Annotated in this window: 13 protein-coding genes; 6 read left to right on the top strand and 7 right to left on the bottom strand. The window is 60.1% G+C overall.

The features are described from left to right. From AACR14_RS07100 to rnm, 7 genes are all read right to left on the bottom strand, one after another. Positions 1–11,391 carry a two-partner secretion domain-containing protein gene (locus AACR14_RS07100; RefSeq protein WP_019445654.1) on the bottom strand — a complete coding sequence of 3,797 codons (11,391 nt, stop codon included), beginning with the start codon at positions 11,389–11,391 and terminating at the stop codon, positions 1–3. Positions 11,392–11,479: 88 nt separating this feature from the next. Next, positions 11,480–12,919: a ShlB/FhaC/HecB family hemolysin secretion/activation protein gene (locus AACR14_RS07095; RefSeq protein ID WP_192811948.1), complete on the bottom strand. Its 1,440-nt coding sequence runs from the start codon at positions 12,917–12,919 to the stop codon at positions 11,480–11,482. A 596-nt stretch (positions 12,920–13,515) separates the two neighbouring features. Next, the gene (rluB, locus tag AACR14_RS07090; protein ID WP_005347347.1) at positions 13,516–14,439 is read right to left on the bottom strand and encodes a 23S rRNA pseudouridine(2605) synthase RluB; all 924 of its coding nucleotides are present in this window, start codon (positions 14,437–14,439) and stop codon (positions 13,516–13,518) included. A gap of 134 nt (positions 14,440–14,573) precedes the next feature. Beyond that, positions 14,574–15,146, bottom strand: a complete 573-nt coding sequence (gene scpB, locus AACR14_RS07085; protein ID WP_019445652.1) for an SMC-Scp complex subunit ScpB — start codon at positions 15,144–15,146, stop codon at positions 14,574–14,576. Continuing rightward, positions 15,130–15,999: a segregation and condensation protein A gene (locus tag AACR14_RS07080; RefSeq protein ID WP_019445651.1), complete on the bottom strand. Its 870-nt coding sequence runs from the start codon at positions 15,997–15,999 to the stop codon at positions 15,130–15,132. Before AACR14_RS07080 ends, scpB begins: the two co-directional genes overlap by 17 nt. Beyond that, positions 15,992–16,612 (bottom strand): L-threonylcarbamoyladenylate synthase, encoded by a 621-nt coding sequence (locus tag AACR14_RS07075; protein ID WP_005338129.1) that lies wholly within the window; start codon positions 16,610–16,612, stop codon positions 15,992–15,994. Before AACR14_RS07075 ends, AACR14_RS07080 begins: the two co-directional genes overlap by 8 nt. A gap of 226 nt (positions 16,613–16,838) precedes the next feature. Beyond that, positions 16,839–17,720 carry an RNase RNM gene (rnm, locus tag AACR14_RS07070; protein ID WP_019445650.1) on the bottom strand — a complete coding sequence of 294 codons (882 nt, stop codon included), beginning with the start codon at positions 17,718–17,720 and terminating at the stop codon, positions 16,839–16,841. Positions 17,721–18,155: 435 nt separating this feature from the next. Between rnm and AACR14_RS07065 the strand changes: the two genes are divergently transcribed. Genes AACR14_RS07065 through trpA form a run of 6 tightly spaced genes read left to right on the top strand, consistent with a single transcriptional unit; the run spans position 18,156 to position 25,004 of the window. After that, positions 18,156–19,787 carry an anthranilate synthase component 1 gene (locus AACR14_RS07065; protein WP_019445649.1) on the top strand — a complete coding sequence of 544 codons (1,632 nt, stop codon included), beginning with the start codon at positions 18,156–18,158 and terminating at the stop codon, positions 19,785–19,787. Beyond that, complete coding sequence (locus tag AACR14_RS07060; protein WP_005350219.1) at positions 19,784–20,401, top strand: aminodeoxychorismate/anthranilate synthase component II; 618 nt, start codon at positions 19,784–19,786, stop codon at positions 20,399–20,401. The genes AACR14_RS07065 and AACR14_RS07060 overlap by 4 nt, the downstream gene beginning before the upstream one ends. Positions 20,402–20,411: 10 nt before the next feature. Continuing rightward, the gene (gene trpD, locus AACR14_RS07055) at positions 20,412–21,440 is read left to right on the top strand and encodes an anthranilate phosphoribosyltransferase (RefSeq protein WP_019445648.1); all 1,029 of its coding nucleotides are present in this window, start codon (positions 20,412–20,414) and stop codon (positions 21,438–21,440) included. Then, the gene (trpCF, locus tag AACR14_RS07050) at positions 21,440–22,960 is read left to right on the top strand and encodes a bifunctional indole-3-glycerol-phosphate synthase TrpC/phosphoribosylanthranilate isomerase TrpF (protein ID WP_019445647.1); all 1,521 of its coding nucleotides are present in this window, start codon (positions 21,440–21,442) and stop codon (positions 22,958–22,960) included. Before trpD ends, trpCF begins: the two co-directional genes overlap by 1 nt. 47 nt (positions 22,961–23,007) lie before the next feature. Then, a complete protein-coding gene (trpB, locus tag AACR14_RS07045) occupies positions 23,008–24,201 on the top strand; it encodes a tryptophan synthase subunit beta (RefSeq protein ID WP_019445646.1) in 1,194 nt (397 codons plus the stop codon). Further along, positions 24,198–25,004: a tryptophan synthase subunit alpha gene (trpA, locus tag AACR14_RS07040; RefSeq protein ID WP_019445645.1), complete on the top strand. Its 807-nt coding sequence runs from the start codon at positions 24,198–24,200 to the stop codon at positions 25,002–25,004. The genes trpB and trpA overlap by 4 nt, the downstream gene beginning before the upstream one ends. Positions 25,005–25,105: the final 101 nt, after the last annotated feature.

Here is a 25,105-nt window from a genome sequence, read left to right as displayed (position 1 = left end):
TCATAACCTCTTTTTTTCAACTCTCTCTAAAAGCAACTTATTAGAGTACCCAGTAAAAAACTCACCACCAAGACTGCCTGTCGTTTCAAAAACAAACCCTGGAATTTTGTCTCCCTTTAGGATCTTATTCGAAAGCCCAGGCATATACTTTCCATATGCGCCCCCCAAGGCAGCTCCGACCCCGGAAACACCAGCCTTATCAATACTAAAATCATCTAAAATCAGAGATGAGCCAATAGCTATACCTATATTTTCCTTTATACCTCTACCAGGGGCCAACGCTCCTGTAACTGCTGCATTAGCACTTCCCCAATAATCCCAAGATTTATTTTCATTGCCAGGCCGACTAAGGTCATACCACTGATATGCTGCATTAGCCATAGTTGATATTGATGATCCTGCGAAAACACTCTCGACTGCTGCTGCAGGTCCAAAATATGCGGCACCGACAATATAGGTACTTGTTTTAAGTGTTTCCTTTAGCGTTTCTTTCTTAGCCTCTTCATCAGCCTTTTTAATTATGGGTTCAAGTCCTTTATTCACATCGGCCATCTTCGCTTCAGCAGCTAAATTAAACATATGCTGGAGACTATTGTAACGATACACCGTCTCCGCCCGCTCAGCACCGGTATCGAAATCAGCAGCATCGCCAGTAACTGCCGCTGCTGCAAGGCCACCCAACACCTTGTTGAGGGCAACCTGATACTCCTCGTTGCCGCCAAAGGCCCCTAGACTCCAGTTACTGGCCAGCTCTGACATAGCGCCGCCTGCCGCTCCCGCCGCAAACTTGCCGCCAGTAATCTCGGCAATGGCGCCGCTGGTCACCCCATGGGCAGCGATTTTTCCTGCCTCTGCCAACGGGCTGTTAGCAGCATCAAATTTAATGCCTTGATCCCCTATCCAGTTGGCCGTGGCTTTACCCACTTCCCCCTGAATATTGGACAACAGGCTGGCTTTAAAGGCATCCGCAAAGTGGGAGCCATTGATGGTGGTGTTAATCCCTGCGGTCACGACCGAGTGACTGGTCACTCGGTTGAAGGTATCCCAGGAGAACAGATTGGAGGCCGCAGGCTGGCTGGCGGCATTGCTGGCCGCTGGTGCAGCACTCGCCCATCCCATCGCTTTGTCCAGTCCCTGTAGCGCCCCTGCCGTTGCCACCGAGGTCGCTAACTGCTTGACGCTGGCACTGCTGCCCAGCTCTTTGAGTACCGCTCCCAGATTTCCGCCATTGTTAATGGTGGAGATAGTTGCTTGGCTAACCAGGGTGCTGAACGCTGCATTGGCCATGGCAGCTGTGGCTGTCCCTTGAGCTGCCCCCAGTGCTGCTGCTCCCGCCCCTCCGGTTGCAACAGCCAAGGCGATGGCAATAATTGAGGACGCAATTGGACTCAGACTTTGTTGGCTGTAGTTCCACTGCTCATAAGCCTCTTGCACCGCCTCCATCTTCACACCTGGCATAGCGCGAACCTGCTCAACCCAGGCCATTCCTGGCTGAGCTGCCAGTGTATCGAGTCGAGCTTGCAAGGTTTCACCCTCACGCTGACCCACTTGCAGCAATACACCCTGGCCCGCGCTGATATTGATATCAGCCCCGTCCAGCTGGTTCTGACGCTCGATGGTACTGTTGGTGCCATTGCCGGACATCTTCACCATCACACCGCTCTTCTTCTCATCCTTGCGGTAGAAGTGCTCGTCGGTTGCGGTCAGGAGCTTGAGTTGACCGTCAGTGTCAATGGCAAGGCTGTCTGCGGCTTTGATATCGCTGCCCTTGAGGGTCATGTCCCCCTGGCTGGCGAGGCTCACGTTGCCACCGGCAGTGATGGTAGTACCCTGTGCCGTCACATCCTTCTGCTCTATCTCGGTACTTTTTGACTTGAAGGTGTTTTTGGTCTTGCTCTTCTCGAAGTGATAGGCCTCGTTGTCAGCCGTAAGCAGTTGCAGTTCACCACCTGCTTGCAGGCTGGCCTTGCCTTGTGCCTCGATGGTGCTGGCCTGGGCCAGCAAGTTGTTGCCTGCACTCAGACTCACGTTATCACCAGAGACAGTGGTGCCGATTTGGGTGATAGTGCGGTCGATGGTGTGTTTTTTACCTTGGTGCACATCATCACTGGTCTGGTTCGCTTCGCTGGCCAGAACCAGGTTATTGCCTGCACTCAGGCTCACATCGCCCTTGGCTTCAGCCGTTGAGGCAACCAGACTCAGGTCATTGCCTGCAGTGAGGGAGAGATTGCCAGTGGCATTGAGCTCGCTCATCAACTGCTCGACTCGGGAGAAACGGCTATTACCCTCTTCCCACTTGCGTCTATCTTCCAGACTGCCAATGGTGATATCCCTCCCTGCATTGAGGGTCATATCCAGCCCAGACAGCAGGTTACTGGCCGACAGCGAAATATCCAGCCCTGCCTGCAACATCAGGTTACCAGCCGATTCAATGCGGGCGATATCGCCGATATCGGTGCGGCTAAAGCGGGTCTGGTCGCTCAAGACATCGGAGAGAATGCCGTTGACATCCACATGACGCTGGGCCGTCCGGGTTTCATTGCGCACCGAACCATCCAGCGATGCAATGGCGACCTTTCCACCCTTGATAAGGCTCTGATTGAGGATATCCCCCTTGGCGAGCAGCTCAAGTCGACCGCCAGCCTGGATTTGGCCCTGGTTGACCAGGGTTGTGCCGCTCTTGAGCGAGAGTGTGCCATCGGCCAACAGAGTGCCGCTATTGTTGATGCCACCAGCAGTGAGATCGATATTGGCAGCAGTAATTACGCTACCTGAGAGATGGCGCTTGTCGGCCTCGGTCAGATAGAGCTTGGGCGCGAGCACAATCTGGCCGTTGAACCAGACCGGCTCCCACCACACCATGCTGCGGCCAAGCTGGGCAACCTGAGCGGCACTTAACGTTACCCCCGGGGTCAGACCCAGATCACGGCGGTTTTGCGCCGCGTTATCAATCAGCCAGCGCATCTGGGCCAAATCAGAGCCCATCTCGCCATTGATAAAGCGGCGGCCCGTTTGCGCCAGCACCGCATCGCGGATAACACGGGTATCGAAGGCGGCATCACCGAGCAGCTTGATATCTTTTTCTGGCGCAAAATTTACCTGCCCGAAGAAGTAACTGGAGCCGAGGAATTTATCGACCTGGGTCAGAGTCGGGCTGGTTTCAATCTGTGGCTGGGTCGCCAGCGCAGGCACCGTTTGCTGGCCGGTTTGCACCGGGCCAGGCGCCGTTACCGCTACGGCCGAGACCACCGGCGCTTGCCAACCCGGTTGCAAGCTCTGTTGCCACTGACCTGCTGTGGTGACATGACCACTGTTTGACGGTGTCATTCCGCTTGGCAACTGCAGATCAGGGGCGTTGAACCCGCCACTTGTACGGCCCGGCAGCGTCCAGTCCGTTCCATGATCTGTAACCTGAGCAACGCCACCACTGCCTGAAACCGCCTCGAAGGAGAGCGGTCCAGCCCCCTGCAACTGCTGCTGAAGCGCAGCATCAATGCGATCCATCATACCGTTACCGGCCTGACCCAGATTGGCCAGCAGCGGGTTGACTTCAATCAGGTAGGGACTGTCGCTATTGCCGTTAATGGTAAAGAGCCCCTTGTCGCCATTGGGCAACTGAAAGTCAGGCAAGGGCACGCCGTTGTCCGGGCCGACGGGTTTTAGCTTCTGCGCCAAGTATTGGGCATCGCCCTGTAAACCGGGGGCGGTACCCGCACCCTGTGCTTGCGGCAAGGAGATGGAGGGGCGTTCGGTGGTGCTGCTGACCGGTCCAGCATGGGCTTTGATCGTGACGTTATCGATCATCCCGGCAACGGTGCCGGTTAGGTTATCGCCTGCCGATATAAGGGATGAATGAGATACACCATCACCCCTCTCGGAACGAGCACCTTTAAATCCATATGCAAGTGACACGAAACCTGACTCACCTGGGCGTAAACCTGACGAGTACGCATACACTCGATAAGGATTGTCATCGCCTATAAATTCGTATTCATATATCTCTTTGACTGTCCCTGTTTGATAACTGCGGTTGACAAGAGTATTGGCTATCAAACTTATATTTTTTGTTGCTGCAATGGTTCCCGCATCATTTGTTAATTGCGTGGCATTAATTGCGATATCACGACCAGCGAGCATGCGACCTCGGCCCATCACCTCTGCATTTAGCTTATCCTCTTTAATAACGAACGTTTTGTTTCCCCAATCGCGGGGTATAAAGTACACGCAGGATCCACCCTGGGCTCCACTGCAAGGCTGACGAGCCGAAAGCTGACTTGTATGTGTTGGTACGTATATGACTCTCGCACCTTGCCCCGGGATATGTTCTCGATAGTCTACTGTTGACTGGGTCACATTCACCGACGTAGCTTTATTGGTCACGTTGGTTATATCAACGATTAAGTCCCCCGTTGCAGCCTCTATCGTACCTCCCTCGTTATTTAAATGCCCTCCCGTAGTGCCCTGCCTCAAGGTGATATTATGCTCAGCAAATAGCGTGCCGCCCTCATTGGTCAGATTGCTATTTGCCGTCAATTTCTGGTTGCCACCGCTATATACAGTCCCGCCATTAAACAGCGACTCACCCTGCCACCCCAGGTCGCCTAGGCTGGCCAGCATACCGGTGTTGCGCAGATCACCCTGCGTATTGAGCGTCAGCCCTTGCCCACTCTGCACACTGCCGCTGTTCTCCAACCGCTGGGCACCCAGTTGCATGACACCATTGCTCACCAACGCACCGCGGTTATTAAGCTGACCGGTGACGCCCGCATTGAAACGCTGGCCTGCCCCCCACTGCCCCTGATGTTGCCAGTCCCCCTGCACCTGCAGGTCCAACGACCCCTTGGCGCTGAGGATGCCCTGGCTGGTCATCGATGAACCCACCTTGAGTGCCAGGTCCCCGCCAGAGAGCCATTCACCGATGCCCGTTACCCGACCCGCATCCAGCGTCGCCTTCTGCCCCGCCAGTATCTTGCCCGGTGCATATAGTTCGCCGCTGCGCAGGGTCAGCTGTTGTCCAAACAGGGTGCCGCTGTTGGCCAGCCGCGCCAGTGGCGAGGCCTCCAGTAAATTGGCACTGATGAGACCACTGTTGTCGAGCTGGCTGCCCTTGAGTAAAAGTTGGCCGGCCGAGGAGAGCTCACCAGCGTTGGTCAGCGTTGTGGCAGTGATGTCCCCCACATGCTGGCCGCGCAGAACGGCCCCCTGGCTGTTATCCAGTTGCCGAGTCGTCAGGTTCAGCGTGCCGCCCTGTACCCGCCCCCGGTTGAGCAGGGTGTCATGGGTCAGTGTCAGGGTATTGCCCAGCAAGGCACCACGATTGTCGAGCTGGCGACTGCTGATGGTGAGGCCATCCCCCTGCAGGGTGCCCCGGTTATCCAGCCGCGCACCGCTGATGCTGCCCTGGCCGGTAACCAAGATCACCCCATCATTTTGCAGCGCACCGCCGCTTTGCAGACGAGTCGTTTCAACACGGCCCTGCTGCTCGATGAGAGCGGTATTCATGGCCAGTTCGCCGCCGCTCAGCAAGTTGCCGAGCTGGCTTATCAGGGTATTGGCACTAAGCGCCACGTTGCCTTTGGCGGCCAGGGTCCCCTTGAGGGTGAGCGCGGGCGCCGAGAGGGTTGCATTGCCATCGGCCTGTACTGTGCCTGCAAGGGTCGCCCCCTCGGTCAGCTCGGCGTTCAGTCCCCCGTTTGCCCGGGTCTTGCCACCTTGTTGCCAATAGCCGCTGCGCAAGCGCAGGTCACCGCCAGCCAGCAAGTCACCCTGCTGCTCGAACCGTGAGCCCTTGAGGTTCATGCCACGCGCCGACTGCCACAACCCTTGTTGCGTCAGGATAGCGCCATCAAGGGACAGTGCTCCGCCAGACACTAGCTGGCTGTCCGCCTGACTGGTCAATGCCCCCCGACTGGTAAGCGTCAGGTTGCCGCCACTCACCAGCGAGCCCCCCAGCGTCATGGTATCGGCCTGAATGTCTGCCTCACCACGAATTCGCCACGGACCGGCCAGTTGCAGCTGCCCGGTACGTAGCTCAAGTGCGCCGCCACTGCCGACGCCACCGCTTCCCTGCCAGCTGGCACTGCGCAGCACAACCTGATTGCCTTGCAGTTGGCCATGGTGCTGCACCGCATCACGGGCATTGACCGCCAGGTCGCCACGGCTGGTCAGCTTGCCGCGACTGGTCAGTGTGCCGGAGTCCAGCAACACCCGCTCCCCTTGCAGGTCACCGTCCAGGGTGACGGACTCACCCTGCAGCGTCAGCGCGCCATTGGTCACGGCACTGCCGCTGTGCGCCAAATTCGCGCCTTGCCAGCTCAGATCCCCCGCCGATGAGAGTGTCCCCTGGCTGGTCAATGTGCCCGCATGGAGTTGCAACTGGCCATTGCTGGCTGTGGTGCTGCCACTGCCCAGCGTGGCTTCGTTGGTATTCAGAACAAGGTCTTTATTGGCCAACAGCTTGCCGCTGCTGCTCAGCTGGGGAGCGTTGATGGTAAGGTCAGCACCGGCAAGCAACGTTCCGCTGTTATCCAGTGCATCCAGTGTCAATGTCTGGCCCAGGCCGCTGACCCACTGACCGCTGTTGAGCAGCCGGTTGGCCGTCAAGGTGATGCCCTGGTCCGATTGCCAGTGGCCCCGGTTCGTCAGGGTGCCAGTCTTCAGGTTCAGTGCGTCCTTGCTGACCAGCGCACCACCGTTGTCAATGTGTGCCGCCGTCAACGTTATCGCTTGCGCCGACACCTTACCATCATTGCGCAGGGTATCGGCGACCTGCAGTGACAGTGAGCCACCGCTGGCCAATATCCCCTGTTGTGACAACAGGGTGGCTTCGATGCGCTGGGCCCCTCCCGCTACCGCACTGCCCTGCAGCGTCATCTGGCCAGCCGTCAGCTGTTGCCCTGTTTTGGCCAACAATTGACTCTGCTGGCCGGTAGTGAGGGTGGTCGCCGTCACCTGCTGATGGTCCCCTTTGAGGGTGCCATCCAGCGTCACTTGTTCACCACTCAAGGTGACATCTCGCGCGGCCACCGTGCCCGACATCACCAGCGTTTTGCCGCGCCACTGCAGTTGGTCGGCAGCCAGGTTGCCGGCCAGCGCTGCCTGCTCCGCCGTCACAACGAGCTCACCGTCGGCCTGGGTCAGGCCATTCAGATTCAGAAGTGAGGCCCCCAACTGCATGGGACCATTACTCAGCATGTCACCCTGCGAGTTCAGGGTCGCCGCCGCTAGGTTTATCCCCTCCTTGCCAACCAATACACCGCGGTTGTCCAGACGGGTGGCCGCCTTCATGGTCAATTGACGGGTACCCACATCCCCGCTGTTGAGCAAGGTATCGCCCGTCAGCGTGGCATGCCCGGCCAACAGCGCGCCCAGATTGCGCCACTGCCCCCCCAGCCAGTTAAACTCACCGCTGCTCTCCATCCGGCTTCGGTTTTCAAGCTCATTCACGGTCAAATCAAGACCGGCGGCCCGCAAGGTGCCGCTGTTAACCAGCTTACTCCCTTTCACCTGCAAGGCACCGTCACCCAGCCACTGACCTTGCTGGGTTATCTCGTCAACCATCAGGGTTTGGCTGCCATTACCCAGCCAGCGCCCTTGTTGCAACAAGCGCTGGCCAGTCAGGTTCAACGGTCCCGCGGCAACCAGGGTGGCACCCTGCTCGTTGTGCCACTCTGTCACCTTAAAATTGGCTGCCTGTTCGCTGGCCAGCCGCCCCTTGTTGGTGAGCGCATCAGCTTGCAATTGCCATTGCCCCGCTTGCCAGTCACCAGCCAACGTCAGTTGTTTACCGGTACTTTGCAGCAACCCGCCAACCCGCCAGACGCCAGCAAGCTGCTGCGTATCCCCCAGCAGGGTAAGGGCACCACCGATGTTTGCATTGCCACCCAGCGCCAGCAGTTTTGCCCCTAGCTGGACCGCCCCCTGACTGGCCAAGCGGCCAGTCAAGGTGGCCTCTGCCGCCTGCAGCGTAATACCCTGTTTACCCTGCAACAGCCCGCCGTTTTGCAGCTCTTTGGTTGTCAGAGAAAGTGTCTTGCCTGCCAGGTTGCCCTGATTGGTGAGGCGCTCCGTGGCGTTGAGTTGGTGGTCGCCACCAGCGATGACCGTGCCTTCGTTATCAAGCGTACGCCCTGCCAGCGCGAGACTCTCCCCTGCTTGCAGCCACCCCTGGTTGACCAGAGTGTCGCTCAGCCAGTTGAGCTGCTGACCTATCAAATGCTGACCACGACTGCTTCCCACCTGGCTATGCAACTGCGCCGCCTTCGCCTGGGTAGTGCCATCCAGTTGTAGCCTGGTCGCATCGATACGCAGCCCCTGGGCCGCATTCATGGCCCCCTGTTGCTGGTACGCATTGGCCACCACTGCCACATCACCTTTGGCAGCCACATCCCCGGCCAGGGTGATGTCATCACCGCTCAGGTTCAGCACGCCACCGGCGCGCAGGGCGCCGCCAGCCTCCTGAGTCAGCTTGTCGCCACGCCAGACCAGCGCATTGTCGGTGGTCAATTCTCCACGCTGTTGCCAGTTGACCGCCGCAATATCAGCCTGGCTTGCCAGCAGCTTGCCACTGCTGGCAAGCGTCTTGGCATCCAGCTTGAGCTGCTTGCCGACTTCCAGCTCTCCGCTCACATCGGCCTGCTCGGCCTGCAGTTGCAGGTTGCCACCAACATGCTGACTCCCGGACAGAGTCAACAAGGTCACCCCCAGTGCCAGGTCAGCCCCGGTGCGCAGCTCCCCACCCAGTTGTAATTCGTCGGCCGTTATCTGCGCGGATGACTTGCTTTCCAGCGCCCCCTTCAACAGCAGGCGGGACCCCGTCACCGCCACTTCATCGGCAAACAGGCCACCCGTGCTGTTCAGTTCGGCAAATGTGAGCGCCAGCTTGCCAGCCGTCACTGCCGTACCGCTGTGGGTCAGCCGCTCCCCGTTCAAATTCAGGGCCTGACCGGCCTGCAGCCAGCCATTGCCATCCAGCTGCTTGCTGTGCCAGTTCAGCGCATCGGTGGCCAAGATGCGCCCCTGCTGGGTAGCACGCTCACTGGTCAGGGTAATTGCACGCCCTTGCACCAGCCCGGCCAACGCCAGCTCATCGGCATCGACCTTCATCCCCTGGCCACTGGCAAGCTGACCATGTTGCGTGACCTGCTTGCCCTTGATGGCCATATCCTGGCCCGCACCAACCGTACCACCCAGTGCCAGCTGGTCGCCGCTCAGACTCACGCCCTGGTTGGCCAGCAGCTCGCTCGCACTCCCCGTCGCAAACCGTTGCCCTCCCCACGCAATACCTTCCCGACTGTGCAGCTTGCCCTCGCTCGTAGCCTCCTTGACTGCCAGCACCAACGACTGCGCCTTCAGTACACCATCGAAGTTACCTGTCTCGGCCGTCACCCGGGCCTGGCCACCGACCAGACTTTGGCCGCTCAACTGCAGCAACCGGCTGCCCAGCTCCAGTTCACCGTCGGTCAGCTGCTGCCCTGTCAGGGCCAGTTCATCCCCTTTGAGAATCAGCCGGGAGACCCCAAGCAAGGTGCCACTGCTGCGCAGCTGACGACCGGCCAGCGTCGCCAGCTGACTGGCGATACGCCCCTCGTTGTCGAGGGTATCGGCCTGCAACGTCAGGCTGTCGCCTCCCGCCAGAGAGCCTTGGTTCTGCAAGGCATCCCCCTTGAGCACCAGTTGTTTGTCCCCTTGCAGGGTGCCGCTGTTGGTCAGTCGGCTACCCTGCCAGTTCAGGGTCTGCCCTGCCTGCACCTCGCCCCGGTTGGTCAGCACACCCGCCTGCAACTGCACTGCGTTGCCCTTCACCTTGCCCGCCACGGTCAGCTCATTAGCGTTAACATCCAGCGTCGGAGCACCAACGCCCCCCCCAAGGCTCACCTGCTGAGCCTGCAGCTGCATGCGCTGACCTGCGTGACTTTTACCCTGATCTCCCTGCTCCCAGCGCGTACCGGCTTGTATCGCCAGGTTGTTGCCCGCACTCAGCTCGCCGGAGTTATGGCCTCGCTCCCTGAGCACGACGCTCATCGCTTGCCCACTCTTCAACGCTCCCTGGTTATCCAACGTCGTCGTATCGATAGTCAGGTTCTGCGCTGCCTGGGTCGTACCCTCATGACGCAGCGCGCCCGCTGCCAACCGCACTGAGGTTCCTTGAACATTGCCCGCTTGGCGCAGCTGCTCCGCCTGTAGAGTTACTTCCTTTGCAGTCAATGCCGACTGGGTATCCAACTGTTGCGCCGTGACATGGAGTATCTCACCCTGCAACTCGCCTTCTCGTACCACCAGAGCATCGTTCGCCTGCAGCGCCAAGGTGCCACCGCTGCTGACCTTGGTTCGCCGCAACTGTTGTGCACGCGCCTTCAACGTGGCATCGCCTTTTGCCGCGATATCGGCATCTTGCGCCGTCAACTCATCGCCAGCAGCCAGCTTCGCTGCACCACCGCTGTGGATAGCCCCCGTTACCGCCAGATCACCCTGACTGCTGACCTGCAGGTTGCCGGCACTGCTGCTGTCACGCAGCCGCACGCGGCCATTGGCATCAAGGGTCAAATCCCCTTGTTTGGCCACCACGTTGGCCAGATTGACCCCCACACCTTGTTCGGTCGAGACCAGCCGGATTTTGCCCGCGTACATGCCGCCCAGCGCGGCTGTGTCGATGGCCACTTCTGGAGCTGGGCCATTGCCAGCCTGAGCAACGATTTCCCCAGTCTGGCGGTCAACCTTGTTGGCCCCCGCCACCACATTGACGGTCTGGCCATGCAGTGCGCCATTAAGCTGGACGGCGCGCGCCACCAAGTCGACCGATGCCTGTCTGGTCGCATCCAGTCCCTTGCCACCTACGGTCAGGGTCCCCTGTTTCACATCGAGGGCCTGCAACTGGCCTTGTGCATCCAGCACCGGCTTGCCGGTCGAGAGCGTCACATTGGGGGTATTGATGAAACCGCAGCCATCACAGGTGAGGCCATTGGGGTTGGCCACCACCACACCAGCCTGCGGACCAGCCACTTCCAGATAGCCTTGCAACTGCGACGGGTTGGCACCCACCACTTCGTTGATGATGAGATTGGCCGCTTGACCATTGAGGTGGGGGTTGTTTTGAATAAGCCCACCCAGCTGGGTTTGGGTCAGCTGTCCGGTGGCATTATTGAGGATGACGCCCGCCTGGCCAACGTTGAAATCCTGATAGAGGTTGTGCGATAACCCGGCGCCGTTGGGGGTGGCAATGTCGACGATGGGCACTCCGTTACCGGCCTGATTGAGGGTGGTATTACCGGTCGCCACCGCAATGCCTTCAGCAAATGCCGGGTGGGCAGGTTGCAGTGCCAACAATGCACATAGCTGATACACCACGGCCCGACATACCAGAGAAAACCGCGGTTCACCTTGCTTCTTCATTGCGCTTGCATCCATCTCAACCATCTTCAATCGTCCATTCACGTCTTGATTGCCATCTCGCGACGCTCGACGCATCGCCATCCTATTGCTAGAACGCCACACTCGCCCGGTAGTAGAGCACCCAGGGATCTGCATTGAGCCAGGCGGGGGCGCTTAACGGAAAGCCCACGCTGACGTTGCCGGTAAAGTGGCGATAGCGTTGCTCCCACCCCACGGCGGTGCCCACCATGCCACGCCACTCATCCCCCTGATTGCCCATGTCCACTTGCCCCATATCCAGCGCCAGCCAGGTACGCCATTGACCGAGCCAGGTCGGGGTAGTTCCTTGCCAACTCAGCTCGTTTCGAAGGTATCCGCCCACATCCCCGCTGATACTCTGCTCTTTGAACCCGCGCACCGATGCCTCGCCGCCCAGCGACAAACGCTCCACGCTATAGAGCCGGTCAGGCGTCCATTGGGCATTGAAGGTCGAGAGCCATCCCCACTGACCACCTGCCGTGCTGTAGCTGCCAAACAGCCCCCATTTCTCAAACTGGGCCTGCGGCCACAAAGCCGAGCGGCCACGGTCGCGGTCCGCTCCGAACCAGTCGGTACCGAGCGTCAAGGTAGGGTTTAAGGTGAAGAAATGACGGTCTACTCGCGTCGCCAGATTAAGGCCAAGCCGCAGGGACGAGAGCTGGTAGCTGCTGGTTTCCAGTAACTGTTCCATGATGAAGTTGCGGCTCTGACGATGAGTCACGCCCAGCACACCGGATATCTTGCTCTGCCCATCTCGATAGAGGGTGCGCGTGGCAGAGCCAGTAGTGGTACGGGTATCACCGCGGCTTTCATAGACATAGCCGCGAGAGTCGATATCGTTGCGGTAATCGCCAAATTGATAACCGACATCAAACAACCAGTAGCCATAGGGCAAACTGAAACCGGCTTGCCAGTTGGTGGCGTTGTGGCTGGCTCGCCCATCAGTGCTACTGCCAGCCATCAGGGTCCATTGCTCGGCCAGTGACAACAGGTTGTCGGCAGTCAACGAAATTCTCCCCTGCTCCTCCCCTGTGCTCTGCTGACCACTGTTGTCGAACTCCAGCGCACCTTGTAGCGGTACACCCTTGGTGCCCTTCAAATTGACGATGGATTGACCAGGCGCACGACCCGGCTGGATATCAAGCTGATAAGAGAGCGAATGCAGGCGAGAAAGATGGTCTACCCCCTGCTCCAGATCACGCAGATTGAGCACCTGCCCGACCAGGCCTGGGAAGAGGGTACGAGTGATGGGATCCGGCTCGCCATTAACCACAATGGCTTCGATGCGCCCTTCGAGCACCGCAATGGTGAGCGTCCCCTTCGCCAAATCCTGCTCAGGCAGAAAGGCTCGGCTGGTGACGAAGCCGGCCGCCAGATACCACTGACTGACATCGCGAATAAGGGCATTGATGTGGATGAGCCCCATGCAGCTATTGAGGTAAGGAGACGCCAATCGGGTTTGCTGGCTGGCAGACAACTGCGACGCCCCCTCAAAGTGAATCTTGCTCACTTGGAAACAGGGGCCTTGGGCTTGTGGCACTTGTTCGGTAGATTCAGTTGGCAGTGACAGAGGTCGAGCAACCTCCTCGCGCTGACGAGCCGCCTCTTCCAACAAGGCGCGCTGGCGCTGCTGAATCTCTTGCTGCTCTGCAGGTGATACCGCCAATAAGGGAGAATGATAGAGAGTAAAAAAAAGTGATAATAAAAACATGCCCCCTGCCAATACAGGGCGCAATTGAAAAGAGATCATCAGCCTGAACAACCCGAAATAGTTATATTGATTTATTTGCCAGCGTAAGCAACGCATGCATCCGGCATGAAAAGCTGCGCTTGGAACCCTGACCTATTATTCACCAATCCATCCGGAGTTGTGAATAAAAAAGAATCGTTTATCTGTTAACTGAGCCACAAAAAATAACCACGAAACAAGAAAAACGTTTTCCTGTTTGGGTCAACAAATAAGCGGCCTTATTGATAAAAACCCAAATAAATATTTATTTGGCCAGGTAGTTATATTGTTAAGGATATAAAAAAGCCCGCACCAGTTGGTACGGGCTTTTGGGCAAGTTTGCACGTCTATCAGTGTGCGTCACTGGCAAACGGCGCTTACTTGCTGCCGGTACCGGAGTTGCGGGTAGAGGCTTGCGGCTTGCGACGGGCGGTGGTGGCGCGAGCGCGCGGCTCTTTGCCCTGCATCTCTTTGTGACGCTGCACGGCGCGACGGATCTGGGCGGCCTGCTTGTGACGGCTGGTTTTGCCATCCTGCTGCAGGTCGACTTTGGATTCGGTCTCCGGCGGCAGGTTGACCAGACCGCGCAGGTAGTTCACTTCCGGCAGTTTCAGCTCTTGCCAGCCGCCGCGCGGGATGCCGCGGTCCAGCTTGACGTCGCCGTAGCGGATACGCATCAGGCGGCTCACCTGCACTTCCTGGGATTCCCACAGGCGGCGCACTTCACGATTGCGACCTTCGGTCAGGGTGACGTTGAACCACTGGTTCAGACCCTCACCGCCAGCCGGTTTGATCTTGTTGAACTTGGCGGTGCCATCTTCCAGCTGCACGCCCTTGCGCAGACGCTGCAGCATGGCTTCGGTGATTTCGCCAAAGACACGTACCGCGTATTCCCGTTCCACTTCGTGGCTCGGGTGCATCAGACGGTTGGCCAGCTCACCGTCGGTGGTGAACAACAACAGACCTGAGGTGTTGACGTCGAGGCGGCCGACCGCAATCCAGCGGGCACCTTCCATCTTGGGCAGACGATCAAACACGGTGGGACGACCTTCCGGATCGTGACGGGTACACATCTCCCCTTCCGGCTTGTGGTAAGCCAGTACGCGGCAGATCACTTCCTCTGCGGCACGGGTCTTGACCTGGTGACCATCCACCCGGATCACGGCGTTCACTTCGACGCGATCCCCCAGTGTGGCGACCTTGCCATCCACACTGACCCGACCTGCGGTGATCAGGGCCTCCATCTCACGACGGGAGCCGTGACCCGCGCGGGCCAACACTTTTTGCAGTTTTTCACTCATCGGGGTTACCTGATTGTTGATCGCTGCCCACAGGTAATAGGGGCAACGGGGTTAACTGTAACAAACGCCGGTTGGAGCCTTTGCCACAGTTGAAAAATGTATATCTCGGTGACATCGGCACACTTGGGCACCATTCACCGGGCATCGCTCTCCCCGTCCACCGCAGAGGGCAACAGGGGTTGCAGCTCCGGATCCAGCTCGGGGAGCTGCTCCAGACTCTGCAGATTAAAGTAATCCAGAAACTCTTTGGTGGTGGCGAGCAGCTCGGGGCGACCGGCCACCTCTTTGTGGCCGATGCTGCGCACCCAGCCACGCTCTTTCAGGGTATTCACTATCTGGCTCGACACCGCCACCCCGCGGATCGCTTCGATCTCGGCCCGGGTGATGGGTTGGCGATAGGCGATCAGGGTCAGCGTCTCCATCACGGCGCGCGAATAACGCGGCGCTCGCTCGCTCCATAGCCTTGATAGCTCCTCGGCATACTCCTGACGCGCCTGAAAGCGCCAGCCGGAGGCGACCTCTTTGAGTTCGACGCCTCGCGAGCTGTAATCTTGCCTGATCTCGGCCAACAGCAGCTGAACATAGCGACTGGTCACCGGATAATCGGCCAGCACGCTGCTTTTCAGCTCACTGACATTGAGCGGACGACCGGCCACAAACAGCGCAGCTTCGATCAGGGTCTTGAGTCGTTCAGTGGGCAGCGCCACGGTTGCCCTCCTCGCTCTGCTCGGCCAATGCGAAATGAATTGGGCCGAGTGGTTCTGCCTGCAGGATCCAGATCAGTTGCTCCTTGCAAAGCTCCAGCAGGGCCAGAAACGTCACCAGTACCCCCATGCGCCCCTCTTCGGCGCGCAGCACCTGCTCCAGGCGCAGGGTCTGCCCCAGCGTGAGCATGGCAAGGATCTCCGCCATGCGCACCCGGGTCGGGATCTGTTCGCGGCGGATCTGGTGATGTTCGAAATGAGTCGCGCGTTTTACCACACTTTGCATGTAAAGGGCGAGCTCAACCAGCGAAACATCGGGCGCAAGTGGCTTGAGGGCACCAAAATCGGGGGGCAAGGCGGCTGCGATATAAATCTCTCGCTCCACCCGTGGCAGCTCATTGACCTTCTCTGCACCTACCTTATAACGCTCGTACTCCTGCAGGCGGCGGATCAGGGTCACCCGCGGGTCTTCCCCCTCCTCTTCATCCTCCAGCTCCGGCGCCTTGGGCAGCAGCAGGCGGGATTTGATCTCCGCCAGCCAGGCTGCCATCAGCAGATATTCAGCCGCCAGCTCAAGGTTGAGCCCCTGCATCAGCTCCACGTACTCCATGTACTGGGCGGTGATCTGAAGGATCGGCAGGTTGAGGATATCGAGCTGCTGGCGCCGGATCAGATAGAGCAGCAGATCGAGCGGCCCCTCGAAGGTATCGAGGAACACCTCCAGCGCATCGGGCGGGATGAACAGGTCCTGGGGCAGCTCGTGATAGGGCTGCCCAAGGACTTTCGCGATGGGTAGTGCGGTGCCAGCCCCCGTCTCGGCGGAAGGGACTGTCACCGGTTCAGCGACATCACTCAAACGGGGTCGGGTCTCCGGCACCGCGACGACGCAATACCGGCTCGTCGTCAGAGAAATCGACCACAGTCGTGGGCTGCTCGCCCAGATAACCCCCGTTGACCACCAGATCGATCTGCTTGCCCAGCTTGTCGAAGATCTCTTCCGGATCGAACTCGGCCATCTCGGAGTCCGGCAGGATCAATGTGGTGGAGAGCAGCGGCTCGCCGAGTGCTTCCAAGAGCGCCTGAGCAATCTTGTTGTCCGGTACCCGGATGCCGATGCTCTTCTTCTTCTCGTTCATCAGACGGCGCGGCACCTCTTTGGTCGCCTTGAAGATGAAGGTGTAGGCGCCCGGGGTGTTGTTCTTGATCAGGCGAAACGCGCTGTTGTCGACCTTGGCGTAGGTGGAGATCTCGGAGAGATCGCGACACACCAGGGTGAAGTCGTGGTTGGCGTCGAGGCGACGGATGCGGCAGATGCGCTCCAGCGCGCCCTTGTCACCCATCTGGCAACCCAGCGCATAACCGGAGTCGGTCGGATAGACGATCACGCCGCCGTTCTGGATGATCTGTACTGCCTGACCGATCAGTCGGGCCTGGGGGTTTTCAGGATGTACGTAAAAATGCTGACTCATAGCTTGTTCTCGCAATGGGGGCAGCAATACCTGCCCGCTCGTATGGTCACGGGTCAAAGACCCATGACACTACCTTAACCTGTTTGTGACCACTTCGCTGGCGCCGTTAGCGGCTCGCCAGCAGCTCGGCATGCTGTTTGGTGGTGAGCCCAAAGTGACCGGGATAGGCCAGCCACACTATGGGAATCCCCTCTTGCCCGGTTTGTTCCCTATTTCGCTGGCGCCGTTACCGGCTCGCCAGCAGCTCGGCATGTTGCTCGGTGGTGAGCCCAAAGTGACCGGGATAGGCAAGCCAGACGGGCATCCCCTCTTTGGGCAGCCAGAGGTGGCGGCCCAGCTCGGTCCAGTTGGAGGGGAAGTGAAAATCCGATCCCACCGAGATATAGAGGTCGTGATCCTTGGCCCACTGGCCCAGATTGGCCCGCTCCTGCGGGCTCTGCTGGGGCAATGAGACTTCCATGGCATCGCCACCGGCCGCCTTGAAGGCCACCAGCAGCCGCTTGATCCACTTGGCGGTGAGATCGTAACGGCTGGGGTGAGCCAGCACCGCCAACCCGCCCGCAGCGTGAATGGCCGCGATAGCTTCGCTCATCTCGGGCCACTCGGCCGGGGCATACCCTTTATTGCCACGGCTCAGGTACTTTTTGAATACCTTCTGCATGTTGTCGGCCACCCCGCGCGCCACCAGCACCCGGGCAAAGTGGGCGCGGGTCACGGCGGCGTCACCGGCGAGCGCCTTGGCCTCTTCATAGGTGCCGGGGATGAGGCACTTCTCCAGGCGACGCCCGATTTCCAGCGCGCGCGCCTCACGGCGGGCCAGCTGACCGGCCAGAAAGTCGGTCAACTGCGGATTTTTTTCATCCACCCCCAGCGCCACGATATGGATCTCGTGATGCTCCCAGCCGGTGGAGATCTCGACCCCGCTCACCAGTCGCAGCGGCAGTTGCTCGGCTTCGATGGTGCGGCGTACTTCATCAAGCCCGGCGAGGGTGTCGTGGTCAGTAACTGCTAACACTTCGACCTGTTTTTCGGCGGCGCGGCGCACCAGTTCGGCTGGGCTCAGCACTCCGTCGGAGGCAGTGGTATGGCAGTGAAGATCGAATCTCATCAGGTTGTTCCGCTCTCGTGGTCAGGTCACCATTCATGGCAAATCGGTGAAAGAAGGCTAAAAGCGACTTGACTTGGCCGCGGCTTTATCGTTTTCTGTAGGCACTTCATTGCAAACATCTTTTTACAGGACTTTATCATGCAAACGACTTCCATCCTGACCATCTGGTGGTGGCACACTCCCTGACATGCGGGCGTGTGGTCGTTGCTGTACCTGTAATCTGACAGCAAATTAAGAACCCAAAGAAAAAGCCCGCTGACCCCAGCGGGCTTTTTTATTATCCGGCAAATGGACCTGTGATGAAACCGAGAATTCAGACAAGCAAGCTGACCTGGCGATGGCGCCCCTGAACCAGCCACCCCGGACCAATTAAATTTCTAAGGAATTCAACGTCATGAACATCGGTAACACGCATCACACGCAAGGGAACGCACTATGACAGCCACACATCGCCTTCCTCTGGGTGAATTCGATACCCTCAAACTCAACGCCCCCTATGTGGCCGATCCGCTGGCGCTCTATACCCGCCTCTGTCAGGGTCGCCCCAACAACCTGCTGCTGGAATCGGTGGAGATCGACTCCAAGGCAGGCAAACAGAGCCTGCTGCTGGTCGATGCCTGCCTGCGCATCGAGTGCCGTGGTCGCACCGTGCGGGTGCGCAGCCTGAACGACAACGGCGCCCAGTTGCAAAGCCTGCTGGCCGAGCGGCTGCCTGCGGTGGTTGCCCGCTCGCTGGTCGATGGCGAGCTGCAGCTCGACTTCCCGGCCTCCGATCGGGAGCAGGACGAAGACTCCCGCCTCAAGGGGAGCAGCGTGCTGGACGTGCTGCGCACCCTGCAGCGGGAGCTCGATTGCCAGTTGGGTAAAGAGGCGCTCTTTATGGCGGGCAGCTTTGCCTACGACCTGATCGCCTCATTTGAAGATCTGCCTGAAGTGCCACAGGGGAGCAACAGCTGCCCCGACTACTGCTTCTATGTGGCCGAAACCCTCATCACCATCGACCATATCGAGCGCACCACTCAACTGCTGGCCTGCATCTTCGGCGGCGACAGCGACGAGAGCCAGGTGGAAGACAGATACACCCGCCTGACCGAGCGACTCACCGACTTCAAACAGATTTGCCAGCAACCCCTCTGCGCCGAGCTGACCACCCAACCCCTGACCGGCGGCATGAGCGTGGACAAGAGCGACAAACAGTTCTGCGCCGAGGTAGAGAAGCTCAAGGGCTTTATCCGCCGTGGCGACATCTTTCAGGTGGTGCCGTCCCGCTGCTTCTCCCTGCCCTGCCCGAGCCCCCTGGCCGCCTATCGCCGCCTCAAGCAGACCAACCCCAGCCCCTACATGTTCTACGTGCAGGATGAGGGCTTCACCCTGTTTGGCGCCTCGCCGGAGAGCGCGGTGAAATTCTGCGCCGCCAGCCGCGACGTGGAGATGTACCCCATCGCCGGTACCCGCCGCCGCGGCTTCAACCCGGATGGCAGCATCAACCGCGATCTCGACGGCCGCATCGAGCTGGAGCTGCGTCAGGACGAAAAAGAGGTGGCCGAGCACCTGATGCTGGTAGATCTGGGCCGCAACGACATCGCCCGCATCTCGGAGCCCGGCACCCGCTACGTCAAGGAGCTGCTGAAAGTGGATCGCTACAGCCACGTGATGCATCTGGTCTCCAAGGTGGTCGGCACCCTGCGCTCTGACCTTGACGCCCTGCACGCCTATCAGGCCTGCATGAACATGGGCACCCTCACCGGCGCCCCCAAGATCCGCGCCAGCGAGCTTATTCGCATGGTGGAAGGCAAGCGCCGTGGCAGCTACGGCGGTGCGGTCGGCTACATCAACGGCGCTGGCGAGATGGATACCTGCATCGTCATCCGCTCCGCCTTTGTCAAAGATGGCGTGGCCCACGTGCAAGCCGGTGCCGGTGTGGTCTATGACTCCAAGCCGCAAGCTGAAGCGGACGAAACCCGCGCCAAGGCGGCCGCCGTGCTGGCCGCCATCGCCGCCAGCCATGGCACCTCTCTGCAAGCCCTGAGCGCCCAGCAGGAGCAACATAAGGACGTGAGCCAATGAGTACCGGATCAACAGCCACTAATATCTTCCTGCTCGACAACTTCGACTCGTTTACCTACAACCTCGTCGACCAGTTCCGCTCCCTCGGTTATCCGGTGCGGATCTACCGCAACAGCCTGCCGGCCAGCCGCATCATGAGCGAAATCGCTGCCTGTGAAGGGGACGCCGTGCTGGTGCTCTCACCGGGCCCGGGTGCCCCCCATGAGGCGGGCTGCCTGATTGATCTGATCAAACTGGCCCGCGGTCAGGTGCCCATCCTCGGTATCTGCCTCGGCCATCAGGCCCTGTGCGAAGCCTACGGCGGCACTGTCGGGGCGGCGGGCGAGATCGTCCACGGCAAGCGTTCTCTCATTGAGCACAACGGCCACGGCGCCTTCGCGGGGCTGCAAAGCCCCTTGCCGGTGGCCCGCTACCACTCGCTGGTTGCCACCTATGTACCGGAAGAGCTGACGGTGATTGCCCACTATCAGGGCATGCCCATGGCCATCGAGCAGCAGGATGAGCGGGTGCTGGGTTTCCAGTTCCACCCGGAATCCATCATGACCTCGGAAGGGGCCCGCCTGCTGACTCAGGCGCTCGCCCATATCACCCGTCCAGAAAGCAGCGTGCGGTAAGGAGACCAACATGCATCATCATCTCAACACCCTCTATCAGGGTCAGTCTCTGAGCCGTGAAAGTACCCGTGACGCCTTCGGCCAGGTGGTACGTGGCGAAGTGGATCCCATCGTGCTCGCCAGCCTCTTGACCGCCCTCAAGATCAAGGGGGAGACCCCGGAGGAGATCGCCGGCGCCGCCGAGGCCCTCTTGGCAGAAGCACGCGACTTCCCGCGTCCGGATTATGAGTTTTGCGACATCGTCGGCACCGGTGGCGATGGTCTCAACACCATCAACGTCTCCACCACCTCGGCGCTGGTCGCCGCCGCCTGCGGCCTGAAAGTGGCCAAGCACGGCAACCGCTCGGTCTCGAGCAAGTCGGGTTCGAGCGATCTGCTCGATAAAATGGGCATCAAGCTCGACATGAGCCCGGCGCAGGCGCGCCGCTGTCTGGACGAGCTTGGCATCTGCTTTTTGTTCGCCCCCCAGTATCACGCTGGCGTACGCCACGCCATGCCGGTGCGTCAGGCCCTCAAAACCCGCACCCTGTTCAATGTGCTGGGGCCGCTCATCAACCCCGCTCGCCCCACCTATCAGCTGATGGGGGTCTATGCCCCCGAGCTGGTGCGTCCCATCGCCGAAACCCTGCTGGCACTGGGGCTGAAAACCGGTATGGTGGTGCACGGCGCCGGGCTGGATGAAATAGCCATTCACGGCCCGACCCAGGTGGCCCAGATCCGTGACGGCGAGATCCGCGAATTTCTGCTCACCCCGGCTGACTTTGGCCTCGAGACCTACCCGGTCAGCGCCATTCAGGGTGGTGAGCCTGAAGAGAACCGCGCCATCACCGCCGCCATCCTGGAAGGGCGTGGCACCCCGGCCCACAACGCCGCCATCGCCGCCAATGTGGCGCCGCTGCTGCTGATGGCGGGCAAGGCGACCGATCTCAAGAGCGCGGCGGCCGAGGTGCTGGCGGTGCTGGCGAGCGGCAAGGCAGCGGATCTCGCCGCTCGGCTCGCCACTTTAAGCCATCAGGAAGCGGGCCATCAGGAGGCATGATGTCAGCCACCACATTGCACAGCAGTCATTCAGAACGCCCACAGGGCAAGAGCCAGTTTCGCAAGGATAACGAGATGTCAGACCTTATTGCCCCCCATGCATTTCTGAACATGGCCTCCATCAGCCAGACCATTCTCGGCAAGATCGTGGCGGCCAAACAGGAGTGGGTTGCCGCCCGCAAGCTGGCCCAACCGCTGGAGAGCTTCCAGAGCGAGCTGACCCCCAGCGATCGGGATTTCGTCGGGGCGCTCAAGGCAGGCTCCACCCGCTTTATTCTGGAGTGCAAGAAGGCCTCCCCCTCCAAGGGCTTGATCCGCGACGACTTCAGCCCGGAGGCCATCGCCGACATCTATGGCAAATACGCCACCGCCATCTCGGTGCTGACCGACGAGAAGTTCTTTCAGGGGGATTTCGCCTTTTTGCCGCGGGTGCGAGGTCGCGTATCGCAGCCGGTGCTCTGCAAGGATTTCATGATTGACCCCTATCAGGTCTATCTGGCCCGCCACTATCAGGCGGACGCCATCCTGCTGATGCTCTCGGTGCTCACCGACGAGGGCTATCGCGCCCTGTTCGCGGTGGCCAAGGAGCTGGGCCTTGGCGTGCTCACAGAAGTGAGCAACGAAGAGGAGCTGGCCCGCGCCATCGCCCTTGGCGCGCCGGTGATTGGTATCAACAACCGGGATCTGCGCGACTTGAGCGTCGATCTGAACCGCACCAAACAGCTGGCTAAAGATATTCCGAGCGATCGGGTGGTGATCAGCGAGTCCGGCATCAACCACCGCGCTCAGGTAGCGGATCTGCGCCACCACGCCAAAGGCTTTCTGGTGGGCTCATCCCTGATGGCCGAGCCGGATCTGGAAGCCGCAGTGCGCAAGCTGGTACTGGGCCAGAACAAGGTGTGCGGTCTCACCCGCGCCGAGGATGCCGCCGCCGCCCATCAGGCGGGCGCGGTGTTCGGGGGTCTTATCTTTGTGGCCAAAAGCCCGCGCTATGTGGATATTCCCGCCGCCCGCGCCGTGATGGCGGGCGCACCGCTCTCCTACGTCGGGGTATTTCGCAACGCCCAGCCCGCCACCATCGCCAAGACGGTGGATGCGCTGGGACTCGCCGCGGTGCAACTGCACGGAGATGAGGATGCAGCCTATATCGAGGAACTGCGGCCGCTGCTGCCCGCTGGCTGCCAGATCTGGAAGGCCGTAGGCGTCTCTCTCGGCAAAGAAAGCGGCGAGCCGCTGCCCGCCCTCGACTACCCGGCGGATCGCCTGCTGCTGGATACTGTCGTGAAAACTGCGGTCGGCAGCCAGAGCGGCGGTACCGGTCAGGCGTTCGACTGGGCCCTGCTGGCCACGCTCGATAAAGCCAAGCTGATGCTGGCGGGGGGCCTTAATCCCGACAACGCCCTGCAGGCGGCGCAAGTGGGCTGCCTCGGCCTTGATTTCAACTCCGGGGTGGAGAGTGCCCCGGGCCAGAAGGATGCGCACAAGATTGCAGCCGCCTTCGGCGCACTGCGCAACCTGTAACGCAACCCTTTTTGATGTTTCGATTTAGCTAATACAAGGAAGAAGCCATGACCCTGCTCAACCCGTTTTTTGGTGAATTTGGCGGTATGTATGTACCCCAAATCCTTATCCCCGCCCTGCTCCAGCTGGAGAAGGCCTTTGTCGATGCCAAGGATGATCCGGCCTTTATCGCCGAGTTTCAGACCCTGCTGACCGAGTATGCCGGTCGCCCGACCCCGCTCACCCTGACCCGCAATCTGACCAAGGGCACCAAGACCCGCCTCTACCTCAAGCGTGAAGACCTGCTGCACGGCGGTGCCCACAAGACCAACCAGGTGCTGGGTCAGGCGCTGCTGGCCAAGCGGATGGGCAAGAACGAGATCATCGCCGAGACCGGCGCCGGTCAGCATGGCGTGGCGACTGCGCTGGCTTGCGCCCTGCTCGGCCTCAAGTGCCGGGTCTATATGGGTGCCAAGGATTGCGAGCGCCAGAAGCCCAACGTCTTTCGCATGAAGCTGATGGGCGCCACCGTTATTCCAGTGCACTCCGGCTCCAGCACCCTGAAAGATGCCTGCAACGAGGCGCTGCGCGACTGGGCTGCCAACTACGAGTCGGCCCACTACCTGCTCGGCACCGCCGCTGGCCCCCACCCCTTCCCCACTATCGTGCGGGAGTTCCAGAAGATGATCGGCGAAGAGGCCAAGGCCCAGTGCTTCGAGAAGGAGGAGCGGCTGCCCGATGCGGTGATCGCCTGTGTCGGCGGCGGGTCGAACGCCATCGGCATGTTTGCCGACTTTATCGATGAGCCGTCGGTGCGCCTTATCGGCGTCGAGCCGGGTGGTCACGGCATCGAGAGTGGCGAGCACGGTGCGCCGCTCGGTCACGGCAGCAAGGGAGTCTTCTTTGGCATGCACTCCTACCTGATGCAGGACAATCAGGGGCAAATTCAGGAGTCCTACTCCGTCTCGGCGGGGCTGGACTTCCCCTCCGTTGGCCCACAGCACGCCCATCTGGCCGCCATCGGCCGCGCCGAGTACCCCTCGGTGACCGACAAGGAGGCGCTGGACGCCTTCCAGGAGCTGGCCAAATCCGAAGGCATCATCCCGGCGCTGGAGTCCTCCCACGCGCTGGCCCACGCCCTCAAGATGGCCCGCAGTGAACCGGAAAAAGAGCAGGTGCTCATCGTCAACCTCTCCGGCCGTGGCGACAAAGATATCTTCACCGTTGCCGACATCTTTGAAAAAGAAGGAACCTTGTCATGAACCGTTACGCACAACTCTTCTCCCGTCTGGATGAAGCCAATCAGGGCGCCTTTGTGCCGTTCGTGATGCTGGGTGACCCCACTCCTGAACTCTCGCTGGCCATCATTGATGCGCTGGTCGCAGGGGGCGCCGATGCCCTCGAACTCGGCATTCCCTTCTCCGATCCGGTGGCGGACGGCCCCACCATTCAAGGCGCCGCCCTGCGGGCGTTTGCCAGCCACACCACCCCGGACGACTGCTTCGAGCTGCTTGGCCGCATCCGCGCCAAGTACCCGCAGCTGCCCATTGGCCTGCTGGTCTACGCCAACCTGGTCTATGTGCGCAAAATCGACGGCTTCTACGAGAAGTGCCAGCAGGCGGGCGTGGATTCTGTGCTGGTCGCCGACGTGCCGGTACAGATGTGCGCCCCCTACAAGGCGGCCGCCGACAAGTTCGGTATCGACAGCATCTTTATCGCCCCGCCTAATGGCGACGCCGAGACCCTGAAACAGGTGGCGGAGCTTGGCAATGGTTACACCTATCTGGTGAGCCGTGCTGGCGTCACCGGTGCCGAGACCAAGGCTGGCATGCCGGTGGAGGGGTTGATCAACACATTGCGCGAGTTCAACGCCCCCCCCGCCCTGCTCGGCTTTGGCATCAGCGAACCGGCCCAGGTGCGTGAAGCCATCGCCGCCGGCGCCGCCGGTGCCATCTCCGGCTCCGCCGTGGTGAAGATCATCGAGACCCACCACCAGAACCCGGAGCATATGCTCACTCGTCTGAAGGAGTTTGTGGAAGGGATGAAGGCCGCGACCAATCGATAAGGGGCGGCATGGGTCAAATGCCACTGGCCGTGAGTGATCCGGCTGCGTATCCACATTACGCATAGCAGCCATCGTTGCATCACCAGATCAAAGGGAGCCTG

The organism is Aeromonas sp. 159 (assembly GCF_963862045.1).
Taxonomy (GTDB): domain Bacteria; phylum Pseudomonadota; class Gammaproteobacteria; order Enterobacterales; family Aeromonadaceae; genus Aeromonas; species Aeromonas veronii.
The sequence above is the reverse complement of the archived record's forward strand: the minus strand, read 5'-3'. Positions and strand labels throughout refer to the sequence as shown.

Bases quoted from the DNA above. Each gene is read 5' to 3' on its own strand.
- AACR14_RS07100 (WP_019445654.1), bottom strand. From the start codon at position 11,391: ATGAAGAAGCAAGGTGAACCGCGGTTTTCTCTGGTATGTCGGGCCGTG.
- rluB (WP_005347347.1), bottom strand. From the start codon at position 14,439: ATGAGTGAAAAACTGCAAAAAGTGTTGGCCCGCGCGGGTCACGGCTCC.
- AACR14_RS07075 (WP_005338129.1), bottom strand. From the start codon at position 16,612: ATGAGTCAGCATTTTTACGTACATCCTGAAAACCCCCAGGCCCGACTG.
- rnm (WP_019445650.1), bottom strand. From the start codon at position 17,720: ATGAGATTCGATCTTCACTGCCATACCACTGCCTCCGACGGAGTGCTG.
- AACR14_RS07065 (WP_019445649.1), top strand. From the start codon at position 18,156: ATGACAGCCACACATCGCCTTCCTCTGGGTGAATTCGATACCCTCAAA.
- AACR14_RS07060 (WP_005350219.1), top strand. From the start codon at position 19,784: ATGAGTACCGGATCAACAGCCACTAATATCTTCCTGCTCGACAACTTC.
- trpD (WP_019445648.1), top strand. From the start codon at position 20,412: ATGCATCATCATCTCAACACCCTCTATCAGGGTCAGTCTCTGAGCCGT.
- trpCF (WP_019445647.1), top strand. From the start codon at position 21,440: ATGTCAGCCACCACATTGCACAGCAGTCATTCAGAACGCCCACAGGGC.
- trpB (WP_019445646.1), top strand. From the start codon at position 23,008: ATGACCCTGCTCAACCCGTTTTTTGGTGAATTTGGCGGTATGTATGTA.
- trpA (WP_019445645.1), top strand. From the start codon at position 24,198: ATGAACCGTTACGCACAACTCTTCTCCCGTCTGGATGAAGCCAATCAG.